General features: G+C 60.2%; 8 protein-coding genes and 2 rRNA genes. 7 read left to right on the forward strand and 3 right to left on the reverse strand.

The features are described from left to right. Positions 1-34: 34 nt before the first annotated feature. Both AB3X96_RS11520 and rrf read left to right on the forward strand, forming a co-directional pair. Positions 35-2,914: ribosomal RNA gene (locus AB3X96_RS11520) — 23S ribosomal RNA — on the forward strand. A gap of 168 nt (positions 2,915-3,082) precedes the next feature. Then, positions 3,083-3,196 (forward strand): 5S ribosomal RNA (gene rrf / locus AB3X96_RS11525). A gap of 73 nt (positions 3,197-3,269) precedes the next feature. Here the strand turns inward: rrf and AB3X96_RS11530 are convergent. From AB3X96_RS11530 to AB3X96_RS11540, 3 genes are read right to left on the reverse strand one after another with little or no spacing between them, the layout of a single operon-like run. Next, entirely contained in the window at positions 3,270-4,466 is a 1,197-nt protein-coding gene (locus tag AB3X96_RS11530; RefSeq protein WP_368589823.1) for a lipocalin-like domain-containing protein, read from the reverse strand. After that, the gene (locus tag AB3X96_RS11535; protein ID WP_368589824.1) at positions 4,466-7,045 is read right to left on the reverse strand and encodes an FtsX-like permease family protein; all 2,580 of its coding nucleotides are present in this window, start codon (positions 7,043-7,045) and stop codon (positions 4,466-4,468) included. The genes AB3X96_RS11530 and AB3X96_RS11535 overlap by 1 nt, the downstream gene beginning before the upstream one ends. Further along, on the reverse strand, positions 7,035-7,769 hold the full coding sequence (locus AB3X96_RS11540) for an ABC transporter ATP-binding protein (RefSeq protein ID WP_368589825.1): 735 nt from the start codon (positions 7,767-7,769) through the stop codon (positions 7,035-7,037). Before AB3X96_RS11540 ends, AB3X96_RS11535 begins: the two co-directional genes overlap by 11 nt. Before the next feature lie 680 nt (positions 7,770-8,449). On the opposite strand from AB3X96_RS11540, the gene AB3X96_RS11545 reads away from it, so the two are divergent. From AB3X96_RS11545 to cyoD, 5 genes are all read left to right on the forward strand, one after another. Further along, a complete protein-coding gene (locus tag AB3X96_RS11545) occupies positions 8,450-10,006 on the forward strand; it encodes an NADH-quinone oxidoreductase subunit M (protein ID WP_368589826.1) in 1,557 nt (518 codons plus the stop codon). Between the two features lie 391 nt (positions 10,007-10,397). Next, positions 10,398-11,291, forward strand: coding sequence for a ubiquinol oxidase subunit II (gene cyoA, locus AB3X96_RS11550; RefSeq protein WP_368589827.1), 894 nt, complete (start codon positions 10,398-10,400; stop codon positions 11,289-11,291). 3 nt (positions 11,292-11,294) lie between these two features. Beyond that, the gene (cyoB, locus tag AB3X96_RS11555) at positions 11,295-13,316 is read left to right on the forward strand and encodes a cytochrome o ubiquinol oxidase subunit I (protein WP_368589828.1); all 2,022 of its coding nucleotides are present in this window, start codon (positions 11,295-11,297) and stop codon (positions 13,314-13,316) included. After that, positions 13,316-13,921 carry a cytochrome o ubiquinol oxidase subunit III gene (gene cyoC / locus AB3X96_RS11560; RefSeq protein ID WP_368589829.1) on the forward strand — a complete coding sequence of 202 codons (606 nt, stop codon included), beginning with the start codon at positions 13,316-13,318 and terminating at the stop codon, positions 13,919-13,921. The genes cyoB and cyoC overlap by 1 nt, the downstream gene beginning before the upstream one ends. Beyond that, positions 13,922-14,263, forward strand: coding sequence for a cytochrome o ubiquinol oxidase subunit IV (gene cyoD / locus AB3X96_RS11565; RefSeq protein ID WP_368589830.1), 342 nt, complete (start codon positions 13,922-13,924; stop codon positions 14,261-14,263). Positions 14,264-14,292: the final 29 nt, after the last annotated feature.

Below are 14,292 nucleotides of genomic sequence, written 5' to 3' on the forward strand. Positions count from 1 at the left end.
GCAGTGAGCAATCATTGAGACACACCCGTTATAGGGTCAAGCGAACAAGTGCATGTGGTGGATGCCTTGGCGATCACAGGCGATGAAGGACGCGGTAGCCTGCGAAAAGCTCCGGGGAGCTGGCAAACGAGCTTTGATCCGGAGATGTCCGAATGGGGAAACCCACTCCTAATGGAGTATCCATGACTGAATCCATAGGTCATGAGAAGCGAACGCGGTGAACTGAAACATCTAAGTAACCGCAGGAAAAGAAATCAACCGAGATTCCCAAAGTAGTGGCGAGCGAAATGGGATCAGCCTGTACTCTTTATTCTCATTGTTAGTCGAACGCTCTGGAAAGTGCGGCCATAGCAGGTGATAGCCCTGTAGACGAAAACAGCGGGAAAGAACTGGGTGTACGAGAAGTAGGGCGGGACACGTGAAATCCTGTCTGAAGATGGGGGGACCATCCTCCAAGGCTAAATACTCGTGATCGACCGATAGTGAACCAGTACCGTGAGGGAAAGGCGAAAAGAACCCCGGGAGGGGAGTGAAACAGATCCTGAAACCGCATGCATACAAACAGTCGGAGCCTCGTAAGGGGTGACGGCGTACCTTTTGTATAATGGGTCAGCGACTTACATTCAGTGGCGAGCTTAACCGATTAGGGCAGGCGTAGCGAAAGCGAGTCCGAACAGGGCGTCCAGTCGCTGGGTGTAGACCCGAAACCAGGTGATCTATCCATGGCCAGGTTGAAGGCACGGTAACACGTGCTGGAGGACCGAACCCACTAACGTTGAAAAGTTAGGGGATGAGCTGTGGATAGGGGTGAAAGGCTAAACAAACCTGGAAATAGCTGGTTCTCTCCGAAAACTATTTAGGTAGTGCCTCGTGTATCACCTTCGGGGGTAGAGCACTGTCATGGTTGTGGGGTCCATTGCGGATTACTACGCCATAGCAAACTCCGAATACCGAAGAGTGCAATCACGGGAGACAGACATCGGGTGCTAACGTCCGGTGTCAAGAGGGAAACAACCCAGACCGCCAGCTAAGGTCCCCAAATATGGCTAAGTGGGAAACGAAGTGGGAAGGCTAAAACAGTCAGGAGGTTGGCTTAGAAGCAGCCACCCTTTAAAGAAAGCGTAATAGCTCACTGATCGAGTCGTCCTGCGCGGAAGATGTAACGGGGCTAAGCCATATACCGAAGCTGCGGATGCACAGTAATGTGCATGGTAGGAGAGCGTTCCGTAAGCCTGCGAAGGTGCACTGGAAAGTGTGCTGGAGGTATCGGAAGTGCGAATGCTGACATGAGTAGCGATAAAGGGGGTGAAAGGCCCCCTCGCCGTAAGCCCAAGGTTTCCTACGCAACGTTCATCGGCGTAGGGTGAGTCGGCCCCTAAGGCGAGGCAGAAATGCGTAGCTGATGGGAAGCAGATTAATATTTCTGCACCATTGTGAAATGCGATGGGGGGACGGATCGCGGAAGGTTGTCCGGGTGTTGGAAGTCCCGGTCGCTGCATTGGAGAGGGTGCTTTGGCAAATCCGGGCACAGGACTCAAGGGTGTGGCGCGAGCTTCTTCGGAAGCGAAGCAACTGGAAGGGGTTCCAGGAAAAGCCTCTAAGCTTCAGTTTCACAGTGACCGTACCGCAAACCGACACAGGTGGGCGAGATGAGTATTCTAAGGCGCTTGAGAGAACTCGGGAGAAGGAACTCGGCAAATTGGTACCGTAACTTCGGGATAAGGTACGCCCTGGTAGCTTGACTGGCCTGCGCCAGGAGGGTGAAGGGGTTGCAATAAACTGGTGGCTGCGACTGTTTAATAAAAACACAGCACTCTGCAAACACGAAAGTGGACGTATAGGGTGTGACGCCTGCCCGGTGCCGGAAGATTAAATGATGGGGTGCAAGCTCCTGATTGAAGTCCCGGTAAACGGCGGCCGTAACTATAACGGTCCTAAGGTAGCGAAATTCCTTGTCGGGTAAGTTCCGACCTGCACGAATGGCGTAACGATGGCCACACTGTCTCCTCCCGAGACTCAGCGAAGTTGAAGTGTTTGTGATGATGCAATCTCCCCGCGGCTAGACGGAAAGACCCCATGAACCTTTACTGTAGCTTTGCATTGGACTTTGAACCGGTCTGTGTAGGATAGGTGGGAGGCTATGAAGCGTGGACGCCAGTCTGCGTGGAGCCGTCCTTGAAATACCACCCTGATCTGTTTGAGGTTCTAACCTTGGTCCGTGATCCGGATCGGGGACAGTGCATGGTAGGCAGTTTGACTGGGGCGGTCTCCTCCCAAAGTGTAACGGAGGAGTACGAAGGTACGCTAGGTACGGTCGGAAATCGTGCTGATAGTGCAATGGCATAAGCGTGCTTGACTGTGAGACTGACAAGTCGAACAGGTGCGAAAGCAGGTCATAGTGATCCGGTGGTTCTGTATGGAAGGGCCATCGCTCAACGGATAAAAGGTACTCTGGGGATAACAGGCTGATACCGCCCAAGAGTTCATATCGACGGCGGTGTTTGGCACCTCGATGTCGGCTCATCTCATCCTGGGGCTGTAGCCGGTCCCAAGGGTATGGCTGTTCGCCATTTAAAGAGGTACGTGAGCTGGGTTTAAAACGTCGTGAGACAGTTTGGTCCCTATCTGCCGTGGGCGCTGGATATTTGAAGGGGGCTGCTCCTAGTACGAGAGGACCGGAGTGGACGAACCTCTGGTGTACCGGTTGTCACGCCAGTGGCATCGCCGGGTAGCTATGTTCGGAAGAGATAACCGCTGAAAGCATCTAAGCGGGAAACTCGCCTTAAGATGAGATATCCCCGGGGCTTCGAGCCCCTTGAAGGGTCGTTCAAGACCAGGACGTTGATAGGTCAGATGTGCACGTACAGTAATGTACTGAGCTAACTGATACTAATTGCCCGTAAGGCTTGATCCTATAACAGGTGTGCCTTGCCCCCGCAAGGGGAGCGACTCGCACACGGTTGAGATCAGTGCTGTGCCAGACACAACACAACCCCAAAAACACGAATCCTTTACGCTTCTTCCCGATTGGCTGTGGCGCCGGGTTGACCCCAACCCGACCGCGACGCAGCAACCCGTCATGCCTGATGACCATAGCGAGTCGGTCCCACCCCTTCCCATCCCGAACAGGACCGTGAAACGACTCCACGCCGATGATAGTGCGGATTGCCCGTGTGAAAGTAGGTAATCGTCAGGCTCCCCCAAAGCCAGAAACCCCACCGCCCAGCGGTGGGGTTTTTGCGTTTACGCGGCCAATTCCGCGCGCTTCACTACTTTCCGATCCGCAGCGCATCCGCGTAACCCGTCAGTTCCAGATAGGCCCGCCCTACATCGGCATTCTGTTGGCTCACTCGCACCGCGCCTTCCCAATACACCGCGCCGGTCGACTGTCGTGAATCGAGTTCCTGATCGTCCATCAGCGGATCGAGTTGCCATGTCAGAGTTCCGGCTCTAACCGTCATCGATACCGGGTACAAAGTATTTGTGTGCGGCGACCGCCACATGCGATGCGGGGTGAACGAAACTTCGCCGGGGCCGAAGTTCCTTACCTGTCCATCGGGTCTGCGAAGCGTCGCGTGGGCCCATGTTGCATGTCCATCGCGGCTACGGATCTTGAATGCCATGAGCGCCGAGCCGTCCGTCAAATTGGCGCCGAGCCAGTCCCATCCGACCGCATTGGCGTCGAGCAACGTGCTCGACCATTCGTGATCGAGCCATGCGGTACCCGTCACGGCAGCATTGCGCGTCGAGTCGTTTGCACCCGCGGCCGGGCGCACCACAGTGCCCGTCACGCGGAGTTGCGGTTCGCTGTAGTAATAGCTTGCCTGTTCGGGACGCGGTCCTTTGCGCGAGTAACCGCGCTCGCCCTGAATCAGCGGTGGCTGCGTTGGCGTGAGTTGGAGGTGTAGCGAGAATCCGCTTGCGTCGGCGGTGACGTCGTAGTGACCGTCCGCGGCGCGCATCATTTTCCATGCGTCGAGTTTGACGTTGGTGTTGTCGGGCTTCGCGTCGGCAAGCCCGAGACCTTGCCGGGCGATGCGTTGATCGTGAACGAGATGGCCGATGGCCGGATCGCTCAGCGCAGCGTGCGCAATGATCAGTTGCGAGGGGGCGAAGGCGCTGGGGTCGGCGGCATCGTGACCAGTCGCCGAACGGAAGAACGTGATCTGGAATCCGAGCGGTTGGTGGTCGGGTGTCGTGAGCCAGCCCGTCGCGTACCACCATTCGGTGCGGAATTCCGGATGGGCACCGGTGTCCCGCGGAAACGAGATCAGATGTTCTGGCGTGACTACCGCGAAGGCGGCCGGCGTGGATGCAGAGGAGTCGCTGCTAGCGGCAAAAGAGGGCGACGCAGCGGCTATGCCAACGCAAAGTAGGCTCCGAAAAATTCGATGAGGGGATGGGAGTGAAGATTTGCTGGTACTCCAAAGCAATCGCATCCCCCACGCACGCCGCACAACTCGCATCACCAGTCCTCCTTCACCGCGCGCACGGCATCCACCGACACCGCACCCCGTCCCGCTACCACCGCCGTCGTGCACGACAGCACTAGCATCACCAACGCGACCGTGCCCAGCACGAACCACGGCACATGCAGCGACATGCTCCAGTGAAACGACTGCGGATTGACGACGAACACGAGAATCAGGCTGATCGCGAAACCAAGCGCGAAACCCAGCGCAATGCCGGATGCGGTGAGCAGGCCGCCCTCCGATGCGAGGATCGCAAAAATCTGCGCGCGCGTCACGCCGACGTGGCGCAACATCCCGAACTCGCGGGCGCGCGCGAGCGTCTGCGCGGAAAACGTCGCGGCGACACCGAACAAGCCGATCACGATGGCCACCGCCTCGAGCAGATACGTGACCGCGAAACTGCGATCGAAGATGACCAGCGTGCGCGCACGGATCTCCCCCGGTTGCGACAAATCGAGCGAAGCGCCGAACGGCAACACCTTCAAACTTGCGACGACGCGTTCGACACTCACGCCCGGCTCGACAGTCACCGCGACATCGGTTGCGGTGGAGTCGCCGGTGAGCCGCCGATAATCGCCAAGCCGTATCTGAATCGCGCCGCTCTGCCGCGCGTAGTCGCGCCAGACACCGGCGACGACGAACGTCTGGCCCTGCTCGCCGAGCGGCAACCGCACGCGTTGACCTGACTGATACCCATACAGGTCGACCATTGCTTCGGAAACCCAAATAGGCATGTCTCCGGTGCGAAGCGCGGACGGGGACAGCACCGCGCCGGTCATCTGCAGGGTCGCACCCGGATCGGCCGCATCGATCTCGCGGGCGAGCAGCGCGACGTCCGGGCGGGCGGGATCGAGCGTCAGATGCGTGATGCGCGAAAACGCAGCGTGGCGGATGCCGGGGACCGTCGCGATGCGCGTCTGTTGGTCGGGCCGCAAGCCGCCACTGTCACCGCTATTGCCGCCGGAGGTTAGGCGCACATAGAGATCCGCGGACAGCAGATGCGTGATCCAGTCGTCGACGGATACGCGGAAACTGGCCACCATGATCGCCATCGCGACGATCAGCGCGAAGCTAGACAGCACGCCGCCCATCGCGATCGAGGCCTGCCCCGGCGCATTCGCGAGACGCGCAATCGCGAGCGTACTCGTCGCGCCCGCGCGGCGTCGCGCGCCGCGCACACGGCTCGCCGCACCAAAAATCAGCGCGGTCACGCGCGGCATCAGTGCGATGCCGCCGACGAGCAGCAACGCGACCGCCAGATAACCAGCAATCGGCGCATCGAACCACGGCGGCACGCGCGTCAGCGCGGCGGCCGCCAGCAAACAGCCGAACGCCGGCCACGGCGTCGCGAGCCGCGCCAGCGCGGTTTCCTCGGCGCCGGCCTTGAGTGCCGCGGCAGGCCGTGCGCGTGCCGCGTCGATGGCGGGCGCGACGCTGCCCAACACCGACACCGCGACCCCGAGCGCGAGAAACACCGCGCTCGCGAGCGGCTCGAAACCGACTCGCGGTTGCACACCCGGAAAATAGCCGCCGCCAAGATCGCTGCCGAAAAAGCGCAGCGCACCGCTTGCCATCGTGTAGCCGAGCGCAAGTCCAAACAACGAACCGAGTAGCCCCAGCAGCGCGCCTTCGAGCAGGATCTGCCGCAATAGCTGAACTCGCGTGAGGCCGAGCACGCGTAGCATTGCGAACTGCGAGCGGCGTCGCACGACACCGAGCGCCTGCGTCGAAAACACGAGGAACGCGCCTGTGAACAGCGCGACCAGCGCGAGCACGTTCATGTTGATCCGGTAAGCACGCGACAGACGATCGGTGCGGCTCTCAGTGTCGCGCGTCTCGGCGACTACCCACGCGCCGCCGAGCCGCTGTTGCAGATCGCGTCTGAAGCGTTGGCGATCGACGCCGCGCTCGAGTTGCACGTCGACGCGCGACAGCTTGCCCACCTTGCCGAACCGCCATTGCGCGGCGGCGATGTCCATCACCGCGAGCCGTTGACCCGGCCGCGTGCGCACGAGCCCGCCCGCGACGCGCAACTGCAGATCCGAGGTGCCGACGCGCAGCGTCACGTCGTCGCCGGTCTTGACGTTCAGCCATTGCTGCGCGGCCGTCGACAGAAATATCGCATCGGAAGCGAGCGTGTCGAACGGGCGCTCAGGCGAGGGTACGCCGATCAGATCGGGCGTGATCCGGCTCGCCTTGAATACGTCGATGCCGAGAACGGGCAGTGCACCGTTGCGGCCGGGCACCGCGACGTCGAGCGCGAGCACGGGACTCGCTAGCGCCACGCCCGGCTCGTTGGCCAGCTGCGGATAAAGGGACTCGTCGACGAAAGGCTGCGCGCCGCGCACTTGCAGATCCGCTTCCCCAGACAGACTGCGCGCGGCCGCGGAGAATTCATTGAAGGCCGCGCTGTTGATCAATTGCACCGCGTAGCCGAGCGCGACGCCGAGCGCGATCGTCGCGATTGCGACGAGTGCGCGTCCGCGATGGCTGCGCCATTCCGCGGCCAGTAGCCAGCGCGCGAGAACGCGATAGCCGGGCGCGCGCGGCAGTGGCTGAAGGTCAGCGGCCATCGTCGGTCGAGCGGGCCGCGGCATGCGCCACCTTCGCGGCTTTATCGCGCGCGGCATGCAAGCCGCCGTCGCTCAGGATCAACACCCGGTCGGCCACGGCTGCCGCGGCTTCCGAATGCGTGACCATGATCGTCGCCGCGCCCGTCGCCTTGCTTTGCGCGCGGAACAGGCCGAGTACGTCGTGCGCGGTCGCGGGATCGAGGTTGCCGGTCGGTTCGTCGGCGAGAAGCAGCGTTGGACGATGCACGAGTGCGCGTGCAATGGCTACGCGCTGCAATTCGCCACCGGAGAGATCGCGCGGAAAGTCGTCGCCGCGTCCGCCGAGCCCGACCGCCGCGAGCATGTCGAGTGCGGCGGCCGTCGGTAGATCGTTGAGCAGCAGTGGCAGCGCGACGTTTTGCGCGAGCGTCAGATGCGGCAGCACATGAAACGCCTGGAATACGAAGCCGAGCTTCTGGCGGCGCAGACGCGTCGCGGCGTTATCGTCGAGTTGCTCGACCGGGCGTCCGTCGATCAGCACACTGCCGCTATCGGCGCGGTCCAGTCCGGCGATCAGGTTGAGCAACGTGGACTTGCCAACGCCCGAGTCGCCCATGATCGCGACGAACTCTCCCGCAGCGAGCGTGAAGTCGAGCTGGGCGAGCACGATGCGGCCGGTGCCGTACCGCTTGCTGAGGCCGCGGCATTCGAGTGCGGGTACGACGTCGTCGTCACGAAGCGCCATGCGAGGAGGTCCGGAAAAGGGGCCGGGCAAGGGGAGCCGGCCAGGCGAAATGAGTGTGCCTCGCCGCGCGAATTTCCGCAGCAGCTACCAGGCGAAACGCTGTTTTTCGTAAGGCAAATGGAAGATTGGCGCGCCTCGGTGGCACAGTTTTAGCGCATCTTGATCCGAGGCGCTCGGCATCGTTGCCCCTGTTCTCGGTCGATTCCGACCGCCCGGACAAAAAAATTTTTTTCGTCGACAAGGCAAATTCTTGTTCAAATGCGGGTCCTCGCCGCCGGCCGAAAAGCACTGTGCAGCACGATCCGTTCCAGCCGAACCGTCCCCACAAACAGGCAATGCCTAAAAGCGGCCAACCTTCAGGTAATTGCCAGCTTTTGCTGCCAAATTATCAAGACCGTGCGGGGCCTTTGTAACAAAGTGAAAACGCACATTTTGATGCGTTTTGCAAGCGTCCATGTCGCAACAATCTAATCCGAAGGGATTTATTGGCTGCTGCGATGCAAAATTATTCTTATCTTGGTAATCTCCCACCCTCGGTCGGGCGGCTGCGGGTAAACGTGTAGCGGGAAACCCCCTCCGCGCGTCGATTTCAGCGCACTCCAACTTACATTTCAATTTCAATGCCTGCTGTTTTGGCGGCATTGACGCAGCGTTTTGTACTTCAAGTTTTGACAGAGCACATGCCATTGCCTCTCCTAAGTCTTCTCATCTGGATCCCCATCGTCGCCGGCTTCGTGGTTCTGCGTGCCGGGTCCGACACGGCGCGTAATCGCACGCGCTGGCTCGCGCTGATCGGCGCGGTGGCGGGTTTCTTGCCGGTGATTCCGGTCGTGGCGAATTTCCGCAACGACGTGACCTCGATGCAGTTCGTCGAGAACGTCCGCTGGTCGCCGACGTTCGATATCGCATGGCATGTGGGAATCGACGGGATTTCGCTGTGGCTCGTCGCGCTGACCGCGCTGACGACGATCATCATCGTGATCGCGTCGTGGGAGTCGATCACCCAGCGTACCGCGCAGTACTACGGCGCGTTCCTGATGCTGTCGGGTTTCATGCAGGGCGTGTTCACGTCGCTCGACGGCATGATGTTCTTCATTGCATTCGAGGCGACGCTGATCCCGCTGTATCTGCTGATCGGCACGTACGGTCACAAGAACCGCACGTATGCAGCGGTGAAGTTCTTCTTCGTGTCGTTCCTCGGCTCGCTGATGATGCTGATGTCGCTGCTCTATCTGTATAGCCAGACGCACAGCTTCGATCTCGCCGTGTGGCGCGAAGCGCATCTCGACATGGTGCCGCAGACGCTGATCTTCCTCGGCTTCCTCGCCGCGTTCGGCGTGAAGGTGCCGATGTGGCCGCTGCACACGTGGCTGCCCGACGTGCACCTCGACGGTCCCACCGGCGCCGCGGTGATGATCGGCATGCTGAAGATCGGCGGCTACGGTCTGCTGCGTTTCGCGCTGCCGATCGCGCCGCAAGCGAGCCACTTCTTTGCGCCGATGATGATCACGCTGTCGCTCGTCGCGGTGATCTATTCGAGCCTGCTCGCGCTCGTGCAAACCGACATGCGCCGCCTGCTCGCGTATTCGACGGTCGCGCATATGGGCCTCGTCACGCTCGGTCTGTTCGTCTTCAACCGCTTCGGCCAGGCCGGCGCAATCGTGCAGATGATCTCGTACGGCGTGGTGTCCGGCGCGATGCTGTTGTGCACCGGCATGCTCTACGACCGCACGAAAAGCGCATCGATCGCCGAATACGGTGGCGTCGCCAACACGATGCCGCGCTTTGCCGGCTTCGTGATGCTGTTCTCGATGGCCAACATCGGTCTGCCGGGCACGTCGGGTTTCGTCGGCGAATTCATGGTGCTGATGGGCGCGATCCGCTTCAACTTCTGGATCGGCGCGATCGCCGCGACCACGCTGATCTTGAGCGCGGCCTACACGCTGTGGATGTATAAGCGCGTGATCTTCGGCGCGATCGCCAATGCGCGCGTCGCGAATCTGAAGGACCTCGGCAAGCGCGAGTTCGCGCTGCTCGGTGCGTTGGCGCTGCTGGTGCTCGCGATCGGTCTCAATCCGAAGCCGTTTACCGATGCGATCGATCCGTCGGTCGGCACGCTGCTCGCGCAATCCGAACGCTCGGCGCTTCCTTCTGACAACGTGCCGGCCGAAGCTAGCGAGCATCTGCAGGCGGCGGCGCCCGGACCGGCACCCGTCGCCACGCACAATCCGGGTTAAAAGAACAGAGCGCAAGAACCGTTGTCGCATCCGCGCGTCAGGATGCGGCGACGTTTTTGCGCTTTTGCGCGTCGCTACGAATCCCTTTGTGAATGCATGCTCGACGAAGTACTGCGAAACCGCTGCGCGTCCGGCGGTTTTCCAGTGCTTATTTGAAGGGGACCTTGCGATGCGTCAACTTTTCGATGCTTCGTTTTGAAGCGTCGCAAACGACGCTGGTGAATAGGGTGTGCGGGGAAATGCGGCAACGTGTCGCACTGCGGCGCGATGCAATAGATCGTTGCAAATTCGAGTGTTTATTAGCATTCGATGCCCCCCTATTATGCGAGCGCTTATTACTGGAGAGCCGTCGAATGACGTTCGTTGAAGTCAAAAAAACGAGGCAGTGGATATGAAAGGACGGGCGCTGGGAAGGCCGGCAAGTTTCATTTCCGCCAGCCTCATGTTGCTGCTTTCGGGTTGCAGCAACCTCGATATTCTGAATCCGAAGGGGAGTGTGGGACTCGCGGAGCGTGATCTGATCGCGACTTCGGTGTGGGCCATGCTGATTGTCGTGGTGCCGGTCATTCTGATGACACTGTTTTTCGCGTGGCGTTATCGCGCGTCGAACAGAAACGCTGAATACAAACCGGGGTGGACGCATTCCACCGCGATCGAAGTCGTCGTCTGGACGATTCCGGCGCTGATCATTTTGTTCCTCGCCGTGTTGACGTGGAAGAGCACGCATGAGCTCGACCCGTATCGTCCGCTCGAGTCGCAGGTCAAGCCGATCAACGTCGAAGTCGTCGCGCTCGACTGGAAGTGGCTGTTCATCTATCCGGACCTCGGTATCGCATCGGTGAACCAGCTCGCGATCCCGGTCGGCACGCCGGTGAACTTCCGGATTACGTCGGACACGGTGATGAACTCATTCTTCATCCCGCAGTTGGGCGGCCAGATCTACGCGATGGCAGGCATGCAGACTCGCCTGCACCTGATCGCCGATCACAGCGGCGACTACGCGGGCCTCGCGGCGAACTTCAGCGGGAAGGGCTTCTCGGACATGAAGTTCCGTACGCTCGCCTCGTCGCCTGAAGAATTCAACGCCTGGGTTGAGAAGGTGCGCGCTTCGTCGGACCGCCTCGACATGGACCGCTATCACGCGGTGTCGGAGCCAAGCGAAAAGGACCCTGTGCGGTACTTCTCGACCGTCGATCCGAAGCTCTTCAACAACATCATTGCCAAATACAACAACGGCAACGTCATCGACAACATGAAAGACGCCAACTGTGCGCCTAAGGGGTAACTCATGTTCGGAAAACTAACTCTCGATGCGATTCCGTATCACGAGCCCATCATCGTCACGGCGGGCGCCGGCATGGCACTCGCCGCACTGGCGGTGCTCGGCGGAATCACGTATTTCGGCAAATGGCGCTACCTGTGGAGCGAATGGCTGACGTCCGTCGACCATAAGAAGATCGGTGTCATGTACATCGTCGTTGCGTTCATCATGCTGTTGCGCGGCTTTGCCGACGCAATCATGATGCGTATGCAACTGGCGCTGTCGTACCTGAGCCCAGGCTATCTGCCGCCGCATCACTACGACCAGATCTTCACCGCGCACGGCGTCATCATGATCTTCTTCATGGCGATGACGTTCATGATCGGTTTGATGAACATCATCGTGCCGCTGCAGATCGGCGCGCGCGACGTCGCTTTCCCGTTCATCAACTCGCTGAGCTTCTGGCTGACGGCAGTCAGCGCGATCCTGATCAACATTTCGCTGGTGGTTGGTGAATTTGCACAGACGGGCTGGCTCGCTTATCCGCCGTTGTCGGAATTGCAGTTCAGTCCAGGTGTCGGCGTCGATTACTACCTGTGGAGTCTGCAGATCTCCGGTGTCGGCACGTTGCTGACTGGTGTGAACTTCTTCGTGACGATCGTGAAGATGCGCGCTCCGGGCATGTCGTGGATGAAGATGCCGGTGTTCACGTGGACCTCGTTGTGCGCGAACGTGCTGATCATGGCGTCGTTCCCGATCCTGACCGTCACGCTCGCGCTGCTCGGTCTCGACCGTTACCTCGGCATGCACTTTTTCACGAACGAAGCCGGCGGCAACGCGATGCTGTACCTGAACCTGATCTGGGCATGGGGTCACCCCGAGGTGTACATCCTGGTCCTGCCGGCGTTCGGTATTTTCTCGGAAGTCGTCGCGACCTTCGCGAAGAAGCCGCTGTTCGGCTACAAGACGATGGTCTGGGCGACCTGCGCGATCATGGTGCTGTCGTTCCTCGTGTGGCTGCATCACTTCTTCACGATGGGTTCGGGCGCGGACGTGAACGCGTTCTTCGGCATCGCGACGATGGTGATCTCGATTCCGACCGGCGTTAAGGTGTTCAACTGGCTGTTCACGATCTACAAGGGCCGTCTGCAATTCACGACGCCGGTACTGTGGACGATCGGCTTCATCATCACGTTCACGATCGGCGGTATGACCGGTGTGATGCTGGCGATCCCGGGCGCGGACTTCATGCTGCACAACAGCCTGTTCCTGATCGCTCACTTCCACAACGTGATTATCGGTGGCGTGCTGTTCGGCTATCTAGCCGGCTTCAACTACTGGTTCCCGAAGGCGTTCGGCTTCAAGCTGAACGAGAAGCTCGGCAAGGCCGCGTTCTGGTTCTGGCAGATTGGTTTTTGGGTCGCATTCACGCCGCTGTACGTGCTCGGCTTCATGGGCGCGACTCGTCGTCTGAACCACTACGACAACCCGGACTGGCATCCGTGGATGATCATCGCCGCGTTCGGCGCGGTGCTGATCGCAATCGGTATCGCTTGCCAGCTGCTGCAACTGGTCGTCAGCATCCGCGATCGCAACAAGATGGAAAACCGCGACCTCACGGGCGATCCGTGGGACGGTCATACGCTGGAATGGGCGACGAGCTCGCCGCCGCCGGTTTATAACTTCGCGCACATCCCGGACGTCCGCTCGCTCGACGCGTTCAGCGAAATGAAGTCGCGCAAGGGCGGCGTCAAAGTGCCGGCGTATCGCGACATTCACATGCCGTCGAATACGTCCGCGGGTCTGCTAGTGGGGCTGTTCTCGCTGGTGCTCGGATTTGCAGCCGTGTGGCACATCTGGTGGCTTGCGATCGTTGGCGTGGTTGGCACGATGCTCACCGTGATCGTCTACAGCTTCATGGATAACGACGGCTATTACATTCCGGCGGACACTGTCGCGCTGATTGAAGAGAAACGCAACGGCGGTGCTGGCGCCGTGGCCGGTGTCGGCGCAAGCGTCGGCAAGCAGGTCGCGTTGGAGGTGGACTGATGTTACAGAAGACTATTGCGGTTGAGCCGCATCTCGCGCCGGACCACGTGCCGTCGCACTCGGTGTTCGGCTTTTGGGTGTACCTGATGACCGACTGCATCATCTTCGCGGCACTGTTCGCAGTGTTCGCGGTGATGAGCCAGCAGTTCGCGGGCGGTCCGAGCGGTAAGGACCTGTTCGAGATCCCCGGCGTCGCGCTCGAAACGACGATGCTGCTGCTCTCGAGTATCACCTACGGCTTCGCGATGCTCGGCGCGCACAAGAACCGCAAGGGCGCGCTGCTCGGCTGGCTCGGCGTGACGTTCCTGCTGGGCCTCGCGTTCCTCGCGCTGGAAATGCGTGAGTTTGCGCACATGATTGCCGAAGGCGCGGGTCCGAGCCGCAGCGCGTTCCTGTCGTCGTTCTTCACGCTGGTCGGCACGCACGGTCTGCATGTGACGTTCGGCCTGATCTGGATGGTGGTGCTGGCGCTGCAGGTGATGCGTCATCGCGACCTGACCGAACGCGACATGATCCGTCTGACGTGTCTGAGCCTTTTCTGGCACTTCCTCGACGTCGTGTGGATCGGCGTTTTCACCTTTGTCTATCTTGCGAGCGTGATCTAAATGGACCATAGCCATAGCGCCCATGGCGCACACTCGGAAGGCGGTCACGGCAGCTTCGGCAGCTATATGGCGGGCTTCGTGCTCTCCGTCATTCTGACCGTCGCGGCATTCGCGATCGTGATGACCGGTACGTTGACCGGCCATAGTGCGTTGTTCGCGATCGCGGGCCTCGCGCTTGTGCAGATCCTCGTGCACTTGGTGTTCTTCCTGCATATGAACACGTCGTCGTCGCAGCGCTGGAACGTGACGGCGTTTGTGTTCACCGCGCTGACCGCGGTTATCGTGGTCGGCGGCACGTTGTGGGTGATGCATAACGTCAGTATGAACATGATGTCGCGCTAAGCGGATAACGCTTTAGCGTTAGCCTCGAT

It is taken from the genome of Paraburkholderia sp. BR13439 (genome assembly GCF_040948805.1).
GTDB lineage: Bacteria > Pseudomonadota > Gammaproteobacteria > Burkholderiales > Burkholderiaceae > Paraburkholderia > Paraburkholderia youngii.